This is a genomic window from Rhizobium sp. CBN3 (assembly GCF_030518245.1).
Lineage (GTDB): Bacteria > Pseudomonadota > Alphaproteobacteria > Rhizobiales > Rhizobiaceae > Rhizobium > Rhizobium aethiopicum_A.
Map to the genome: position 1 here is coordinate 207012 of NZ_JAULSE010000001.1, position 16912 is coordinate 223923.

At 60.3% G+C, this 16912-nt stretch carries 14 protein-coding genes; 4 read left to right on the top strand and 10 right to left on the bottom strand.

Annotated features, from left to right (window positions below):
* Nucleotides 1-7: 7 nt before the first annotated feature.
* The 3 genes from hydA to QWJ46_RS01100 are packed head-to-tail and all read right to left on the bottom strand — an operon-like array spanning nt 8 to nt 3302.
* Nucleotides 8-1462 (bottom strand): dihydropyrimidinase, encoded by a 1455-nt coding sequence (hydA, locus tag QWJ46_RS01090; protein ID WP_302748689.1) that lies wholly within the window; start codon nt 1460-1462, stop codon nt 8-10.
* On the bottom strand, nt 1459-2049 hold the full coding sequence (locus QWJ46_RS01095; RefSeq protein WP_302748690.1) for an endonuclease domain-containing protein: 591 nt from the start codon (nt 2047-2049) through the stop codon (nt 1459-1461). Before QWJ46_RS01095 ends, hydA begins: the two co-directional genes overlap by 4 nt.
* Nucleotides 2049-3302, bottom strand: coding sequence for a Zn-dependent hydrolase (locus QWJ46_RS01100; protein WP_302748691.1), 1254 nt, complete (start codon nt 3300-3302; stop codon nt 2049-2051). The genes QWJ46_RS01095 and QWJ46_RS01100 overlap by 1 nt, the downstream gene beginning before the upstream one ends.
* Before the next feature lie 299 nt (nt 3303-3601).
* On the opposite strand from QWJ46_RS01100, the gene QWJ46_RS01105 reads away from it, so the two are divergent.
* A complete protein-coding gene (locus tag QWJ46_RS01105) occupies nt 3602-4246 on the top strand; it encodes a TetR family transcriptional regulator C-terminal domain-containing protein (RefSeq protein WP_184453741.1) in 645 nt (214 codons plus the stop codon).
* A gap of 29 nt (nt 4247-4275) precedes the next feature.
* Here the strand turns inward: QWJ46_RS01105 and QWJ46_RS01110 are convergent, their stop codons facing one another.
* A complete protein-coding gene (locus QWJ46_RS01110) occupies nt 4276-5175 on the bottom strand; it encodes a LysR family transcriptional regulator (RefSeq protein ID WP_302748692.1) in 900 nt (299 codons plus the stop codon).
* Between the two features lie 102 nt (nt 5176-5277).
* Between QWJ46_RS01110 and QWJ46_RS01115 the strand changes: the two genes are divergently transcribed.
* Nucleotides 5278-6300, top strand: coding sequence for an NAD(P)-dependent alcohol dehydrogenase (locus QWJ46_RS01115; RefSeq protein WP_302748693.1), 1023 nt, complete (start codon nt 5278-5280; stop codon nt 6298-6300).
* A gap of 40 nt (nt 6301-6340) precedes the next feature.
* Here QWJ46_RS01115 and QWJ46_RS01120 read toward each other — a convergent pair whose 3' ends face one another.
* The gene (locus QWJ46_RS01120) at nt 6341-6751 is read right to left on the bottom strand and encodes a rhodanese-like domain-containing protein (RefSeq protein ID WP_302748694.1); all 411 of its coding nucleotides are present in this window, start codon (nt 6749-6751) and stop codon (nt 6341-6343) included.
* A 69-nt stretch (nt 6752-6820) separates the two neighbouring features.
* On the opposite strand from QWJ46_RS01120, the gene ftrA reads away from it, so the two are divergent.
* Nucleotides 6821-7819, top strand: coding sequence for a transcriptional regulator FtrA (gene ftrA, locus QWJ46_RS01125; protein WP_302748695.1), 999 nt, complete (start codon nt 6821-6823; stop codon nt 7817-7819).
* A 99-nt stretch (nt 7820-7918) separates the two neighbouring features.
* Here ftrA and QWJ46_RS01130 read toward each other — a convergent pair whose 3' ends face one another.
* The gene (locus tag QWJ46_RS01130; RefSeq protein WP_302748696.1) at nt 7919-9598 is read right to left on the bottom strand and encodes an alpha-glucosidase; all 1680 of its coding nucleotides are present in this window, start codon (nt 9596-9598) and stop codon (nt 7919-7921) included.
* A gap of 431 nt (nt 9599-10029) precedes the next feature.
* Here QWJ46_RS01130 and QWJ46_RS01135 point away from each other — a divergent pair, with 431 nt between their 5' ends.
* Nucleotides 10030-10464: a DUF6766 family protein gene (locus tag QWJ46_RS01135; RefSeq protein WP_302748697.1), complete on the top strand. Its 435-nt coding sequence runs from the start codon at nt 10030-10032 to the stop codon at nt 10462-10464.
* Between the two features lie 69 nt (nt 10465-10533).
* Here the strand turns inward: QWJ46_RS01135 and treZ are convergent, their stop codons facing one another.
* From treZ to QWJ46_RS01155, 4 genes are all read right to left on the bottom strand, one after another.
* Nucleotides 10534-12522, bottom strand: coding sequence for a malto-oligosyltrehalose trehalohydrolase (gene treZ / locus QWJ46_RS01140; protein WP_302748698.1), 1989 nt, complete (start codon nt 12520-12522; stop codon nt 10534-10536).
* A gap of 141 nt (nt 12523-12663) precedes the next feature.
* Nucleotides 12664-13977, bottom strand: coding sequence for an NAD-dependent dihydropyrimidine dehydrogenase subunit PreA (preA, locus tag QWJ46_RS01145; protein ID WP_184453758.1), 1314 nt, complete (start codon nt 13975-13977; stop codon nt 12664-12666).
* Nucleotides 13978-13992: 15 nt separating this feature from the next.
* Nucleotides 13993-15354, bottom strand: a complete 1362-nt coding sequence (locus QWJ46_RS01150; protein ID WP_302748699.1) for an NAD(P)-dependent oxidoreductase — start codon at nt 15352-15354, stop codon at nt 13993-13995.
* 403 nt (nt 15355-15757) lie between these two features.
* On the bottom strand, nt 15758-16753 hold the full coding sequence (locus tag QWJ46_RS01155; RefSeq protein ID WP_302748896.1) for a sensor histidine kinase: 996 nt from the start codon (nt 16751-16753) through the stop codon (nt 15758-15760).
* Nucleotides 16754-16912 lie beyond the last annotated feature (159 nt).

Sequence of the window (16912 nt, forward strand, 5' to 3'; positions counted from 1 at the left end):
GCCATCGTCATACGCCGGTTGCCGGGATGCCGCTGCGTTCCACTTTGCGCGGAGAGGTGATCTCCTTCCAGGTGGACAGTGCCTTGCTGACGGCTGTCACCGGTTCGCGCCTGACGAACTCGCCGTGCCCCTCGCGGGTCTTGATCGTGCTTTCCTCGATGGCCACCACGCCACGCGTCAGCGTGTAGCGGGGCAGGCCAGTCACTTCCTTGCCCTCGAAGACGTTGTAGTCGATCGCCGATTGCTGGTTCTTGGAGGAGATGACCTTCGAACGGTTGGGGTCCCAGACGACAATATCGGCATCGGCGCCGACGAGGATCGCGCCCTTCTTCGGATAGATGTTGAGAATCTTGGCGATGTTGGTCGAAGTGACGGCGACGAACTCGTTCATCGTCAGCCGGCCGGTATTGACACCGTGTGTCCATAGCATCGGCATGCGATCTTCAAGGCCGCCGGTGCCGTTCGGGATCTTGGTGAAGTCACCGACACCGAAACGTTTCTGCGCCGTGGTGAAAGCGCAGTGGTCGGTTGCGACCACTTGCAACGAACCGGAGGCGAGCCCGGCCCAGAGGCTATCCTGATGCTGCTTGCTGCGGAAGGGCGGCGACATGACGCGGCGTGCGGCATGATCCCAGTCGGGATTGGAATATTCGCTCTCGTCGAGCGTCAGGTGCTGGATCAGTGGTTCGCCATAGACGCGCATGCCCTTGGCGCGGGCCCGGCGGATCGCTTCATGCGCCTGCTCGCAGGAGGTGTGGACAATGTAAACAGGGCAGCCGGCCATGTCGGCGATCATGATGGCGCGATTGGTGGCCTCACCCTCGACTTCAGCCGGCCGGGAATAGGCATGCGCCTCGGGGCCGTTATTGCCCTCGGCGAGCAGCTTTGCCGACATCGAGGCGACGACATCACCGTTTTCGGCATGCACCAGCGGCAGCGCGCCGAGCTCGGCGCAGCGCTGGAACGAGGCGAACATCTCGTCGTCATCGACCATCAGCGCACCCTTATAGGCCATGAAGTGCTTGAAGGTGTTGATGCCCTTGTCGCGGACGATGGTCTCCATCTCCTTGAAGACCTGCTCGCTCCACCAGGTGACCGCCATGTGGAAGGAATAGTCGCAATTGGCGCGGGTCGATTTGTTGTCCCACATGGTCAGCGCCTCGAGCAGCGATTGGCCGGGGGCGGGAAGGGCAAAATCGACGACCATGGTCGTGCCGCCGGAAAGGGCTGCGCGCGTGCCGCTCTCGAAATCGTCGGAGGAGTAGGTGCCCATGAAGGGCATTTCGAGATGGGTGTGCGGATCGATGCCGCCGGGCATGACGTAACAGCCGGAGGCATCGAGTTCCTCGTCGCCCGAGAGGTTCGGACCGATTTCGACGATCTTGCCGCCGTCGATCTTGACGTCAGCCTTATAGGTGAGGTCGGCGGTGACGATGGTGCCGTTCTTGATGACTGTGGTCATGATCGTTCCCTACTCTTTATTCGTTGTTCGGCAGGCGAATAAAAGCTCGGCAATTGGGAGCTGAATTCGAGGCGGGCCTGTAATGCAGCCAGGATCGTTTCAAGAACCGAGCGTCGTTCGCGCGAGATTTCCTGATTCCAGAAGCGCAGGACCGAATAGCCGTTGGCATTGAGCCATTCGGTCCGGGGTTGATCGGTGACGCTATCGGCATGCTGGAAGCCGTCGACTTCGACGATCAAGCGTTTTTCACGACAGAGGAAGTCTACAATGAATGGGCCGAGCGGGACTTTCCGTGCGAATTTGTAGCCGTTCAGCCGACGCGCACGCAGGTCGCTCCAGAGGTGATATTCTTCTTCGGTTTCATTTTGACGAAGTTGTCGCGCTTGTGCTGTTTTGACCGGGCGAGGTTTGCGGATATCCTGTTTGATAATTTTGGTCGCGCCCGGAGCCCCCTCATCCGCCCTTCGGGCACCTTCTCCCCGAGGGGAGAAGGGGGAGGCCGCGACGTCCAACATTTCCTTCTCCCCAGCGGGGAGAAGGTGGCCCGAAGGGTCGGATGAGGGGGCTCCGGGCGCTGCGTTGGACATCACGCCACGATCTCCGCCGTCTCGACCACCGCATGGAACAGCACATCGGCACCCGCTGTCGCCCATTCCTTGGAAATCTCTTCCGCTTCGTTGTGCGAGAGCCCGCCGACGCAGGGGCACATGACCATGGTCGCGGGGGCAACCTTGGCGGCCCAGCAGGCGTCGTGGCCGGCGCCGGAGATGAGGTTCATGTGGCTGTAGCCAAGGCGTTCGGCGGCTGATCGAACGGAGGTGACGAGCTTTTCGTCGAAGGTGACCGGCGCGAAATGGCCGATCGCCTCGATGGAACAGCCGACGCCCAGCGCGTCGCAGACGCCAGGAGCCTCAGCCTCGATCTTTGCCCGCATGCGATCGAGCTTGGCCTTGTCGGGCGAGCGGATGTCGACAGTGAAGACCACTTTGCCCGGCAGCACGTTGCGGGAATTCGGCGAGAAGAAGACTTGGCCGACGCCGCCGACGGCGCCCGGCTGCTCGCTCATCGCGACAGCCTGGACCATTTCCAGGATGCGTGACATGGCAAGGCCGGCATTGACGCGCATGTTCATCGGCGTCGAGCCGGTATGGGCTTCCTTGCCGGTCAGCGTGAATTCCAGCCACCACAGGCCCTGACAGTGGGTGACGACGCCGATCTGCTTGTCTTCGGCTTCGAGGATCGGACCTTGCTCGATATGATATTCGAAATAGGCGTGCATCTTGCGGGCGCCGACCTCTTCGTCGCCGACCCAGCCGATGCGCTTGAGCTCGTCGCCAAACAGATTGCCCTCGGGATCCCTGCGGTTATAGGCGAAGTCCAGGCTGTGCACGCCGGCGAAGACGCCTGAAGCGAGCATAGCCGGGGCAAAACGCGCGCCTTCCTCGTTCGTCCAGTTGGTGACGACGATCGGATGCTTGGTCTTGATGCCGAGGTCGTTCATCGTGCGCACGATTTCGAGGGCCGAGAGCACGCCAAGCACGCCATCATATTTGCCGCCGGTCGGTTGGGTGTCGAGATGCGAGCCGACATAGACCGGCAGGGCGTCGGGATCGGTGCCGGGGCGGGTGGCGAACATCGTGCCCATTTGGTCGACGCCCATCGTCAGGCCGGCTTCGTCGCACCATGTCTTGAAAAGGCTTCGGCCCTCGGCATCCGAATCCGTCAGCGTCTGGCGGTTATTGCCGCCGGCGATTCCGGGGCCGATTTTCGCCATGTCCATGAGACTGTCCCAGAGACGGTCGCCATTGACGCGCATGTTCTCGCCTGGTGCTGCCACCATTCTTCAAGCCCTCACCTGTTTGCGGCAGTCATGCAAGGGGCATGCCCGCCTGTTCCCGTGGTCCTTTCCCGCGCCTCTTATTGGTTTTGTCGAGCGCTGGAAAATCGCCAGTTGCCTTTGTTTTTCATCTGACGGATATTTGACCGATTGGTAAACATTACAACTTCCACCGCTGGGCTCAAGACGAAAATCACGAAAATCGCCGATAAAAATGCGGTCAGTTGCTCAAGAAAACGGCAGGGGCCGCCTCAGCCGAAATTTGAGGGAAGAAGTTGAATATCAAGGGGAAACAATAGCCGATGGCTATTCCGAGAGCAGCGAAGACCCTGAGGCGAACGCGAATCCAGGAGGAGAAGGAAGAGCAGATTCTGGAGGCGGCGCTCGACGTGTTTTCCGCACGCGGCTTTCGCGGTTCGACCATCGACCAGATCGCCGAAGTCGCGGGCATGTCGAAACCCAATCTGCTTTATTATTTCCGCACCAAGGAAGCGATGCACCGGGCGCTGATCGACCGAGTCCTCTATACCTGGCTGGAGCCGCTGCGGGCCTTCGACGCCGAGGGCAACCCGGAAGAAGAAATCCGCAGCTACATCAGACGCAAGCTGGAGATGGCGCGCGATTTTCCGCGCGAGAGCCGGCTGTTCGCCAATGAGGTGCTGCAGGGCGCACCGCATATCGAGGACGAATTGAAGGGCCCGCTGAAGCAACTGGTCGACGAGAAGGCGGAGGTCATTCGCGCCTGGGCGAAATCAGGCAAGATCGTCGAATGCGATCCCTACCACCTGATCTTCTCGATCTGGTCGACGACGCAGCATTATGCCGACTTCGACGTCCAAGTTCGCGCGGTGCTGGGGCAGGAACATTCCGGCGAAGGGCGCTTCGAGGATGCCGCGCGGTTTCTGGAGCAACTCTTCATCGGCGGCCTGCGGCCGGAGCTTGGCTGACAGCTCGATTTCCTGAGAGGATGCCTTTTTCAGCTCATGATCGCCGGCAGTTCGGCAGCCAGCGTATCGATGGCAAGACGCACTTTCGGCAGCATTACCGGCGATCGCGGCCAGACGGCATAGGCTTCAAATAGGCTGGATGGTATATCGGTCAGAACCCGCACGAGTGCACCTGAGAGGACCTCGTCCCGCACCAGCCAGCAGGTCAGCCAGGCAAGCCCGCGGCCTTCAACCGCGGCGTCTGCAATCGAGGCGAGATCGTCGAGCCGCAGCCGTGATTTCGGCAGAACTTCGCGTGGGGGACCGGCCGGAGTCGGGAAGGTCCAGGCCTTGTCATTGTCACCCCTGCGATAGACGATGCCGTGATGGCAGGCGAGATCGTCGAGCGTTTGCGGCACGCCGTAGTTTTCGAGATAAGCGGGCGAGGCGCAGACCGTCATGGACTGCCGGGCGATCGTTCGCGCCATCAGGTCGGGATTGTCCTTCAGCGGACCGTTGCGGACGGCAAGGTCGAAGCCGTCCTCCAGGAGATCGACGACGCGATCGCTGAAGGATAAGTCCAATTCGAGATCGGGGTGGTCGTCGAGCAGGCGGGTCAGGATCGGAGCGGCGCAATGGCGCCCAAACAGCGCCGGCATCGATACCCTCAGCCTGCCGCGGACCTCGCGCCTGCCTGATTCAAGTTGGGCCTCGCCGATCCGGATTTCCTCGATGGCTCTTAGGCACCGCTCATAGAAGAACCGGCCCTCGTCGGTCAGGCTCTGGGTCCGGGTCGTGCGGTTGAAGAGCCGGATGTCGAGTCGCTGTTCGAGCCTTGCGATCGTCTTGCTGACTGCCGAGCGGGTGAGGTGAAGTCGTTCGGCGGCGGCGGAGAAACCGCCGGCTTCGACCGTTTGGACGAAGATCGCAATCCCCTTCAATTGCTCCATCTTTGTTTCCTTTATGGCACCAGTTTGACGACATAATATCGCAACAGGCGATGAATATTCAACGATATACCTGCCGCTCCTCCAATCGAGAAGGAGCAGGAGATGCAGACGACAAAGCAGTGGCAAACCGATGCCGTTGGGCCGGAAGCCAATCTGAAGATCGGTGAAGCGAGAATTCCCGACGTGTCCGGCAGGATGATCCGGGTGCGGACGCAGGCGGTTTCCCTCAATTTCCGCGACAGGCTTGTGCTCGAGAGCGGCATGGGACTGCCGCTGCAGTTTCCCTTTGTGCCGGCCTCGGACATGGCAGGCGTGGTCGAGGCCGTCGGGCCGGACGTCACACGCTTCAAACCCGGAGATCGAGTTATCTCCACCTTTTCCCCGGATTGGATCGACGGACGCGGGCCGGGCACCGCGCATAATCTACCCTACCAGACGCGCGGCGGTTTCTATCCGGGGGTGCTGACCGAACACACGGTGCTTTCCGAGGAGTGGTTCACGCCTGCGCCGAAAACGCTCGATGCCGCCGAAGCGAGCACGCTGCCCTGCGCCGGACTGACGGCATGGTTCGCGCTAATCGAATGCGGCAAGCTCAAGGCTGGCGACAAGGTGCTGGTGCAGGGAACCGGCGGCGTCGCGCTCTTCGGCCTGCAGATCGCCAAGGCGCATGGCGCCGAGGTCTTCATCACGTCAGGCAGTAGCGCAAAGCTCGACCGGGCGCTGGCGCTCGGCGCCGATCATCTGATCAACCGGCACGAGGGCGACTGGGTGGCGCAGTTCCATCAACTGACCGGCGATTACGGCGCCGACCACGTGCTCGAAATCGTCGGCGGACCACATCTCGGCCAAGCGCTGAAGGCTGTGGCGATTAACGGCCGCATTTCGGTGATCGGCGTCCTCGAGGGTTTTGAGATCTCGGCGCCGGTGGCGCCACTGCTTCTCAAGGCGCCCGTCCTGCAGGGAATTACGGTCGGTCACCGCAGGGCACTGGAGGATCTGGTGCGCGCCGTCGACCAGACCGGGCTGAAGCCTGTTATCGACAGGCGTTATGGCTTCGAAGAGCTGCCGCAGGCGCTCGATCATCTCTATCGAGGCCCCTTCGGCAAGATCGTCATTGAGTTTTGAGACATGAGGCTCCCTGCGCATCGTGGAGGGGAGCCTTCTGTTATTCGGCAGCGATGGTTTCGGTTTCGAAGGCAAAACCCTCATCGGCCCAGCCGGTCATGCCGCCGATCATCAGCTTGGCTCTGAGGCCGAGCTTGGCAAGGCGAAAGGCCGCCTTGTCGGCGCCGTTGCAATGAGGACCAGCGCAATAGACGACGAAGAGCGTGTTTCTTGCCCATTCCGACATGCGATGTGCGGTCATCTTGCCGTGCGGCAGGTTAATCGCGCCCGGCACATGGGACTGCGCAAACAGTGCCGGCGAGCGCACATCGAGAAGAACGAAATCGACCTTTCCAGCTGCGAAAGCGGCGCGGACATCCGAACAATCGGTCTCGAAGGCGAGCTTAGCGGCATAATGGGCGGCGGCGAGGTCAGGCTCGGCGGCGGGGATTTCGGAGACGGCGCTTGGCATCGGTCTTTCCTTTCGTGCTGGATTGCACCCTGATATCGCCGATGTTAAAGCTTGGCGAAATTGGCCATCATGACTGACAGCGTAAAGATCATGCCAAACATATCTCCGAAGACGAACGGACCGCTGGTCGCGGTGCTTGCCTATGACGGGCTCTGCACCTTCGAATTCGGGATAGCTTATGAGGTCTTCGGCCTGCCGCGTCCCGAGATGGGCGAGGGGTGGTATCGCTTCTCCGTCTGCGGCATCGAGCTGGGGCCGCTTCGCGCCGCCGGCGGATTGACGGTCGCGGTCGACAGGGGGCTGGAAGTGCTCGACGCGGCAGACCTGATCGTCGTGCCCGGCTGGCGGTCGATCGATGCGCCGGTGCCGGAACCGCTTGCCGCCGCTCTCAAGGCAGCGCATCAGCGCGGCGCGCGCATCATGTCGCTCTGTTCCGGCGTTGCAGTCCTTGCCGGCGCCGGACTGCTTGCCAACCGCAGGGCGACAACACATTGGCGCTATGTCAATTCGATCGCGGCGCGTTATCCCGACATCACGCTCGACGCGGATGTACTCTACATCGACGAGGGCAGCCTGCTGACAGCGGCCGGCAGCGCCGCCGGCATCGATCTCTGCCTGCATGTGGTACGCGGCGATTTCGGCTCGGAGGCGGCAAACAGCGTCGCCCGCCGCCTCATCGTGCCGCCGCACCGCGAAGGCGGGCAAGCGCAGTTCATCGGCGCGCCGGTTCCGGAGGAACGTGAGGGCATACGCCTCAGCCCGCTGATCGACTGGATGCGCGCAAGCCTTGCCGAGGAACAGCCGATCAGCCTGCTCGCCAAAAGGGCCGGCATGAGCATACGCACTTTCCAGCGCCGCTTCGAAGCGACGACGGGTCTCAGCGTCGGCGAATGGCTGCTGAAGGAGCGGCTGCGCCATGCGCGCGACCTTCTCGAAAGAGAACTTGCCGTATCGCTCGACGATATCGCGATATCAAGCGGCTTCGGCACTCTGGCGACGATGCGGCACCACTTCCGCAAGCGGCTGGGCACGAGCCCGCATGCCTATCGGAAGTCATTCGGCGGCTGATCGCGTCATTCCAACATAGGGTGCAACTTTTCAAAGGGTTCGAGATCGCCGAAAACCGTCACTCCGTCGGTTGGCAAAGCGCGCACCGGCGCGAGAGCTTCACTTACATTCTATCGCGAAGGTTTCGTACGGCTTGAGCTCAACAGTTTCGCTGATCATGTGCACTGGTTCATAATTGCAGATGAGGCATTCTCCGTTGATAGCGAGCTCCGTCGGCAACCTCAGCGTAATGTCCCTGGGTGTGAAGTTGGCGACCACAATGATCCAGCTCCTGTCGAGCGTGCGGGTATAAACGAAGACATCGGGGTGTTGGTCGAGCCAGGATCTGTACTCGCCATAGACAATGACAGGGTGGGTCTTCCGCAGAGCGATCAGCTTGCGATAATGGTTCCAGATCGACTTTTCGTCCTTGATGGCCGCTTCGGCGTTGACCTTCGGATAATTGGGATTGACCTCGATCCAGGGGACGCCTGTGGAAAAACCGCCATGGGGGGCGGCGCTCCATTGCATCGGCGTGCGAGCGTTATCGCGGCCGTTCTCGTTTGCTCCGCGGATGAATTCCTCCGGTGAAAGGCCGGCCTCCACGTGCAGCCTGTGCATGTTGATGGTTTCGATATCGCGATATTGTTCGATCGAGGTGAAGGGGACGTTCGTCATGCCGATCTCCTCGCCTTGATAGATGAAAGGCGTGCCTTTCAGGAGATGCAACACGGTCGCCAGCATCTTGGCCGACTCGACGTGATAGCCGCTGACATTGCCGTAGCGCGAAACGGCGCGCGGCAAATCGTGATTACCCCAGAAGAGCGAATTCCACCCATCTTCGGATAGGGCAAGCTGCCACTTGCTGAGGACCGTCTTGAGATTCACGAGGTCGAACGGCTTCGGGCGCCATTTCCCATAAACCGCGTCCCATTGCTGGGTGACGTGCTCGAACTGGAAGATCATCGACAGTTCCCGGCGTTCGCGCCCGGAATAGAGGAGAGCTGCGCCGGGTGTGGCGCTCCAGGCCTCGCCGACCGTCAGGATATCGCGGCTGCCGAAGGTCTTGGCATTCATCTCCTGCAGATAATCGTGCAGATGCGGTCCGTCCTTGACGAGCTCCCGGTCCACCTGCTTGCCGATATAATCGATGACATCCATGCGGAAGCCGGCAATGCCGCGCTCGAGCCACCAGTTCATCATGTCGTAGATTTCTGTCCGGACCCTTTCGTTCTCCCAGTTGAGGTCCGGCTGGCGGCGGGAAAACATGTGCAGGTAATATTCGCCCGTCGTCGCGTCGAGCGTCCAGGCCGGCCCGCCGAAGGAGGATTTCAGGCCGTTGGGCGGTCCCCCGTCCAGGGCGGGTTTGCGCCAGATGTAGAAGTCGCGAAACGGGTTGTCCGGCCCCTGACGGGATTGAAGAAACCACGGATGCTCGTCGGACGTATGGTTGACGACGAGGTCGAGCATGATGCCGATCCCACTGTCTTTCGCCTCCGCCACCAACTGGTCGAAATCAGCGAGTGTGCCGAACTCGGGGGCGATGTCCCGATAGTCGGATATGTCGTAGCCGTTGTCGTCCATCGGCGACTTGTAGATCGGCGATAGCCAGATGATGTCGATCCCGAGTTTCTTCAAATAATCGAGCTTGGAGGAGATGCCCGGGATATCGCCGACGCCATCTCCGTTGCAATCGCAGAAGCTGCGCGGATAGACCTGGTAGACAGTTGCCGTATGCCACCATTTCGGTTGGAGAGGTGATCGCACGGGACCTCCCAGCGGTGTCGTGGACTGATCCATCGGAAGCTTTCCTACTTGTTTGGGATCTTGGGAGAACACCGGTGATGCTTGCGGGTTCCACCGGGCCGGACCTTCATCCGGCTTCCCGTGGCCTCGGTGGAGCTGGCGCAACCCAAGGAACCCCCTCCTTCCGGAACCGTTAGAAGGTGTGCAACAGAGATTAACGGGAGACCGTCGCGGTGCCGAACCGAAGCAGCAGCTGGTATGAGGAGGCGGTGATCTACAGCATCGATGTCGAAAAATTCGCAGCGAATTCATCGAAATCTACGGACGCGAGGTGCTGCCCGCTTTCAGGGCCGACGCGACGGCTGCTGCATCCGATCTCTCAATCCGGGGGGACTTGAAGGGCAGACCAGGGATCAGCTGATGGGGAATTCAAATGCGGCTGATCTTGCACTCGCCGCACCAGTCGCCTGTCCAAAGGAGGTATCATGTTCAAGAAATACGCCTACGCCTGGATCACCGTCGGCTTCTTTCTATTTTCGCTCGCCGGCCATTGGTTATTTGGCTGGTTTGCTTTTGTCGGCGAGCAGCAGAGCCACGGTCAAGCCCCTGATATCAACGCCTACCTCATGGAGATGGGCAGAGACACCTTTGAAAATTGGCAGTCCGAATTCCTGCAGCTGCTCTGGCAGGTCGTTGGTCTTGCCTACTTCCTCTACATCGGATCTCCGTCTTCGAAGGAAAACGATGACCGTGCGGAAGCGAAACTGGACGCTCTGATCCGATTAAATGCCGGAGAGAACGCTGAAGCGATCATCGCCGAAATTGATAAGCACTTCATGAGAACCGGTGGACATGCGGGACCATACGCCCACGATCTGGAAACTCGTAGGGGGCCAGAGAGGATCGGCGGCGCCACCTGACTTGGCTCACGAAACGGAGCTGCCGATCAGCTACGCTTCATGGGACGGTTATGCGCAGTGATATTTGAGTCAGAGGCCAGCGTCTTCGGCTCGCGAAATACCGGCTTGCCAGCTCTTGATGGATACTTCTGAGGCGTTTCGTCGGTTGCCGACTTCTGCGGATGCGAGAACCAAAGCGATATCCCCGTTTAATACCCAACGCTTCTGGAAATCATAGGGCCGGCGACCGCTGCCACCATATAAGGGATCCTCACTTGACCACGAGAGACGCCATTGATGACCTTGTGGTGAAGCAAAAAGCGGATCCGGCAGACTGTCGATCACGAGATCATTGCCGAAGTTGATCAGCAATAGTCTCTCGTCAGAGGGCTCCTCCGCGAAGAATCGCAGGAGAAAGGCGGTGCTGGACAAGATACTGCCATCCATCTCGCCGTCGCGGGCGCAGGCCTGGCGAGCAAAAGCCTTATCCGTCTGGCGCAGATTCAGCAGGTCGCAATGAAGCTGAACGACTGCCGCGTTCCTCTCCCATTCAGCCCAATCAAGCTTCACCTTGTCGAACGTCGCGCGAGCACATGGGTCTGCCATGTGTCTGATGAGTTCTTCATCCCGCAGGTTCGGGAATTGGCTGATAAAACTGCGCCGTCCCTGCCGTACGATGTCGGCGATTTCTCCGTCGTGATCGGCGAAATAATAGAACGGAGAAGAGGAACCAAACTCCTGCCCCTGAAACAGCATGGGCGTCTGCGGCCCCAGCAGTTGGAGCGCCGTCAGGGCTCGAAGGCGAGCCGGCGATGTTATGTGACCGATCCTGGCTCCTGTGCCGGAGTTGGCGACTTGATCGTGATTTTGGAGAAAGTGTACGAAATTCCACGGCTTGAGATCGAGCCCCGCAGTGCCCCGTGGTTTGTCCTGCCAATCATATCTTTGTCCCTGAAACAGGCAACCATATTTGGCGGCGGAAACGAACTCCTGAGCCGTACCGCGATAATCATGATAATAGGCTTCGTTGCGGCCCGTCAGCGCCACTGTCGCGGAGCGGTGGAAATCCTCATTCCACAGGGCGTCCAGCCCATGCCCTCCCACCTCAGCCGGCCGCACCATATTGGTTTGTTGCGGCTCATTTTCGCTAACGAGATAGATTTGACGCTGTCTCGCTGCTGCGCGAGCTTCCCTGACGATAACCGTGACGATGTGTTCGCGGCTTGAGTCGAACAAGGCCTGCGTTGCATCGATGCGCAGGCCATCAAAATGAAATTCGTCGATCCAATAGGCCGCGTTCTTTGCGACATATTCGCGAACGCCACGGCTGTTCGGACCATCGAAGTTGATCGATTTGCCCCACTCGTTCGAATAACGCTCGGTAAAATAGTCTGGTGTGAATTCGCAAAAACGCTCGCCCTTACCGAAGTGATTGTAGACCACGTCGAGGATCACCCCGATGCCGATCCGGTGGGCTTCGTCGACGAAGGCGCGCACATCATCCGGTGGTCCATAGAGCCGGGTCGGAGCATAGAGCAACGTGCCGTCGTAACCCCAGCCGAACTCGCCTTCAAATTCGTTGATCGGCATTACTTCCAGGCAGTTGATGCCAATCGACCGGAGTCTTGCCAGCTTTTCCCGGGCCGCCGCAAAGGTCCCCTCCCTTGTGAAGGTGCCGACGTGCAGCTCGTAGAGAGCGGCTCCGAAGGGAGACATTCCTTGCCAATCGTGATCATTCCACTGATACCGCGCCGGATCCACGACAACTGACGGCCCCGATGGACCATCCGGCTGAAAACGCGAGGCAGGATCGGCAAGAAGATCACCTGCGTCCCCAAAGTGAAACCGGTATCGCGTCCCTGCAGCCAGACCGGGCAGATAGAGGCAGAAGTAGCCGCCTTCCTCCGCCGTCATCTCGTATTCGGAATTTTCCTCGATCACGAGGAAACAGCGTTCCCTGGCAGGGGCCCATAGCCGGAACGAAACGCCGCCGGCATCAACCTCCGCTCCGATCGGGAGGCGTCGGCTCCAATGGGGGGGTGCCGGTCTCGATTTTTCGTTGCTTGAGTGGTCGTGCATGGCTCTCTCGCGGAGATCGCCTGCGCTAACTTCGGCAGCCTCATGATGTTCCCGCTTCAGGGTCGTCCATCAAGCCGGAAATCCGGATTTGCAATCTAGCGTTACGCCGCGGACGCGCTGGTCCGCGGCGTTGCGAAGCCGTCACTCCGCCGCCTGGCGGGCCATCGGATTGTTCGGGTGGGTCGTCCAGTTGGCATAGTTCGGATCGACGACACGGCCGGTACGCCTGTCGACGGTGCCGGCAGCAAGCGGTTCCATGGTGATGCAGTTCTCGACCGGGCAGACGTTGACGCAGAGATTGCAGCCGACGCATTCCTCTTCGATCACCTCGAAATGACGCAGACCGTTGACGACGTTGGTGATCGCCTGGTGGGAGGTGTCCTCGCAGGCGATGTGGCAGCGGCCGCATTTGATGCAGGCATCCTGATCGATCTTCGCCTTGGCGACGTAGTTGAGATTCAAATACTGCCAGTCGGTGACGTTGGGCACGGCGCGGCCGGTAATATCGTCGAGGCTGCGATGTCCCTTTTCGTCCATCCAGTCGGAGAGCCCCGTTATCATCTCCTGCACGATCTTGAAGCCATAGGTCATCGCCGCCGTGCAGATCTGGACGTTGCCGGCGCCGAGAACCAGGAATTCGGCTGCGTCCCGCCAGGTGGTGATGCCGCCGATCCCCGAGATCGGCAGGCCGTAGGTTTCGGGATCACGGGCGATCTCGGCCACCATGTTGAGCGCGATCGGCTTGACCGCCGGGCCGCAATAGCCGCCATGGCTGCCCTTGCCGCCGACCGTCGGGTTGGGGGCGAAGTTGTCGAGATCGACGGAGACGATCGAATTGATCGTGTTGATCAGCGAAACGGCGTCGGTGCCGCCGGCCTTGGCGGCCCGCGCAGGACGGCGGATATCGGTGATATTGGGCGTCAGCTTGGTGATGACGGGCATGCGGGTGTACTGCTTGCACCAGCGCACGACCATTTCGATATATTCCGGGACCTGGCCGACGGCCGAGCCCATGCCGCGCTCCGACATGCCGTGCGGACAGCCGAAATTGAGTTCGATACCATCGGCGCCGGTCTCTTCGACCAGCGGCAGGATCGACTTCCAGGCCTGTTCCTCGCAGGGCACCATGATCGAGGCGATCAGCGCCCGGTCCGGCCAGTTCATCTTCACCTGCTTCATTTCACGCAGGTTGGTGTAGAGGTCGCGGTCGGTGATGAGCTCGATATTGTTGAGGCCCAGCAGGCGGCGGTCGGCGCCGAAGATCGCGCCGTATCGCGGGCCGTTGACGTTGACGACGGGCGGGCCTTCCTCGCCGAGCGTCTTCCAGACCACGCCGCCCCAGCCGGCCTTGAAGGCGCGCTCGACGTTATAGGCCTTGTCGGTCGGCGGCGCGGAGGCCAGCCAGAACGGGTTCGGGGATTTGATGCCGACGAAATTGTTGCGGAGATCAGCCATTGTTCATTCTCCCCTTCAAGCAACCGCGACAGCCGGAGCGGCTGTTGCGGAGAGGGCGCGATGGATGGATTCAGCCGCGTCGCGGCCATGGGCGACGGCGGAAACCGTGAGATCTTCGCCGCCGAACACGCAGTCGCCGCCGGCCCAGACGCCGTCGAGCGAGGTGCGGCCTTCGACGTCGACCGCGATGCGGCCGGACTCCATGCGCAGCGCACCGAGGCCCGCGGCATCAAAGGTCTGGCCGATCGCCTTGAAGATCTGGTCGGCGGCAATTACGCCGGTCTCGCCGGTGCCGACGAGGCGGCCTTCGACGATCTTGGTGTATTCCACTTCGATCGCGGCAACTTTGCCGTCCTGCGACAGGATCGATTTCGGCGCCAGCCAGTGACGGATGATGACGCCCTTCGAGCTGGCCAGATCCTGCTCGTATTCCGAGGCGTTCATGTGCTCCTTGCCGCGGCGGTAACAGATGGTCACTTCCTCGGCGCCAAGCAGCTTTGCCTGCACGGCAGCGTCGATCGCCGTCATGCCGCCGCCGAGCACGACGACGCGGCGGCCGATGGCGATTTCGCTTTTGTCTTCAGCCTGGCGGAGCGCGGCGATGAAATCGACCGCGTCGTCGACGCCGGCTAGGTTTTCGCCCTCGATACGCAGCGCATTGACGCCGGCAAGACCGATACCGAGAAAGACGGCGTCATATTGCGACTGCAGATCGGACAGCGAGAAATCGCGGCCAAGGAGGGCGCCGTGGCGGACGTCGATGCCGCCGACCGAGATGATGTAATCGACTTCCTGCTGGGCGAAATCGTCCACTGTTTTATAGGTGGCGATGCCGTATTCGTTGAGGCCGCCGGATTTTTCCCTGCCGTCGTAAATCGTGACGGAATGACCCTTCACGGCCAGGCGATGGGCGGCGGCAAGGCCTGCCGGGCCGGCGCCGACGACGGCAATCTTCTTTCCTGTCGCCTCAGCGCGGACATAGAACTGCTTGCCGGTCTGCATAGCGGCATCGGTCGCATAACGCTGCAGGCGGCCGATCTCGACGGGCCGTTCCTCGGCCGTGTTGCGCACGCAGGCCTGTTCGCACAGCTCTTCGGTGGGACAGACACGGGCGCACATGCCGCCGAGGATGTTCTGGTCGAAGATCGTCTTGGCCGAACCCAGCGGATTGCCGGTCGAAATCTGGCGGATAAAGAGCGGAATGTCGATCGAGGTGGGACAGGCCGTCATGCACGGCGCGTCATAACAGAAATAACAGCGGTCGGCGGCGACCAGCGCCTCGTGATTGTCGAGGCGCGGATGCAGATCGGAAAAATTAGCCTCATACTCAGCGGGCGAAAGCCGGCCGGCATGAATCCCAGTTTCCAGTCGTTCCATTGAAGTTCCCTCATTATTGGTAAACGGCCTGTGAGGGGAAGCGTAACTCAGGTTTAAAAATTTATCAAACGGTAAAATTTTGACGGATCCTCCTGGGCGAAGCGCCGGTAAATATCTGTTTTTTAAACATTAATTTCTTCGGTTCTGACCGATGATTTATCTGAGCGTGCGGCGAGGGAAGGGCATCGGAAAAAAGATCAAAAAAACACGATTTTTTTCGAATGCCAGGGAACCAAACACGAGCTTCACCGTTATTGCGGTATCCGGATGGTGATCGCATCGACCCAACATGCGCGCCCCCAACCCACTATCCGGACGTACTCACGGTCCCCTCCCGGTGAGTGAAGACAGCCGGTGCGCCGCCCTCGCACCGGCTGTTTTTCGTTGTTAGCGGTGTCGGGCTTCACACACGCTTGAAGATTTCGAATTCGGTTTCCGGAATAGTCAGACGATATTCGATGCGGCCGGGCACAAGGCTCAATTCCGCTTTGCCGTTGACAGACGAGGGCACGACACGCTCGAGCACGGTGCGGCCGAAGCTGTTGTCGCTGAACTCATGGACTTCCGACTGGTCCTGCAGCACTTCGGCCCAGGCGATCTCGATCGCTTTTCTGTCGTTGATCATCGCTTCACGGCAGTTCAACGTGATCGAGGCGGCACCGCCTGATATTGCCCCGTAGGAAGCAGAGTTGACAATGAGCTCGTGGAGGGCGAGGCCGAGATGCACGGCGGCATTCGGCGTCAGATGGGCATTGATGCCGTAGATCGGCATGGAGCCTGATGTCTCCGGCCAGTAGGGAGCGAACTGTTTTTCAGCGAGCTCGAAGAGATAAGCGCCCCGCCAGCTCGAATCCGTGACGAGGTCCTGGGAATTGGAAAGCGATTGCAGCCTGCCGCGGAACTTGAGGAGGAAGCTGTCGAGCGAGAGCGTGTTGCGCGCAGTTTGGGTCGCAATGCCCTGAATGATGGCGAGAAGGTTCTTCGAACGGTGCGAGAGCTCACGCAGCAGCGATTTCAGCACTTTTTCACGATGCCGGCTTTCAGTGACCTCCGTCATTACGGACAGGAGTCCAAGCGTGCCGCGGTCGCCGGTGCGTTGGATCTTCAATTCATAAGTGCGCATTTCGCCGTCGACATCGATCTCGACCTCGGCATTGTTGGGAATGCCAGTCTCCAGCACCTTGCGTTTCAGTGCCGTCAGATATTGCCCGTGGACGTCACCGAAAAGAGTGGCATCACTGCCGCCGGGCATAAAAAGGGCTGCGAAATGCGGCGGCAGATTTTCGGCGTAGAAGATTGAAAGCCGGGCGTCCTGGCAGAGGATCGAAATCCCGGCGCTGCCGAGCGCCCGCTCCATCATTGCGGCTTTGCCTTCGAAGGTGAAAGGCGTGCCCGACAATGGTTCAGTCGTATTCACTCGGCCGCCTTTCCCTGTGACATCTCGGAGCGTCGCTGAACGGAACGCCCCGCCAGAAACCGCCTGCCAACTCTAGAATAAAGCGCTGCAAAAACCGTTAAAGTCATCGGGGCGCCCCGGTAGCACCGGAACGCCTGTCTC

Coding starts and splice junctions, on each gene's coding strand:
- hydA (WP_302748689.1), bottom strand. CDS start 1,462: ATGACCACAGTCATCAAGAACGGCACCATCGTCACCGCCGACCTCACC.
- QWJ46_RS01095 (WP_302748690.1), bottom strand. CDS start 2,049: ATGTCCAACGCAGCGCCCGGAGCCCCCTCATCCGACCCTTCGGGCCAC.
- QWJ46_RS01100 (WP_302748691.1), bottom strand. CDS start 3,302: ATGGTGGCAGCACCAGGCGAGAACATGCGCGTCAATGGCGACCGTCTC.
- QWJ46_RS01105 (WP_184453741.1), top strand. CDS start 3,602: ATGGCTATTCCGAGAGCAGCGAAGACCCTGAGGCGAACGCGAATCCAG.
- QWJ46_RS01110 (WP_302748692.1), bottom strand. CDS start 5,175: ATGGAGCAATTGAAGGGGATTGCGATCTTCGTCCAAACGGTCGAAGCC.
- QWJ46_RS01115 (WP_302748693.1), top strand. CDS start 5,278: ATGCAGACGACAAAGCAGTGGCAAACCGATGCCGTTGGGCCGGAAGCC.
- QWJ46_RS01120 (WP_302748694.1), bottom strand. CDS start 6,751: ATGCCAAGCGCCGTCTCCGAAATCCCCGCCGCCGAGCCTGACCTCGCC.
- ftrA (WP_302748695.1), top strand. CDS start 6,821: ATGACTGACAGCGTAAAGATCATGCCAAACATATCTCCGAAGACGAAC.
- QWJ46_RS01130 (WP_302748696.1), bottom strand. CDS start 9,598: ATGGATCAGTCCACGACACCGCTGGGAGGTCCCGTGCGATCACCTCTC.
- QWJ46_RS01135 (WP_302748697.1), top strand. CDS start 10,030: ATGTTCAAGAAATACGCCTACGCCTGGATCACCGTCGGCTTCTTTCTA.
- treZ (WP_302748698.1), bottom strand. CDS start 12,522: ATGCACGACCACTCAAGCAACGAAAAATCGAGACCGGCACCCCCCCAT.
- preA (WP_184453758.1), bottom strand. CDS start 13,977: ATGGCTGATCTCCGCAACAATTTCGTCGGCATCAAATCCCCGAACCCG.
- QWJ46_RS01150 (WP_302748699.1), bottom strand. CDS start 15,354: ATGGAACGACTGGAAACTGGGATTCATGCCGGCCGGCTTTCGCCCGCT.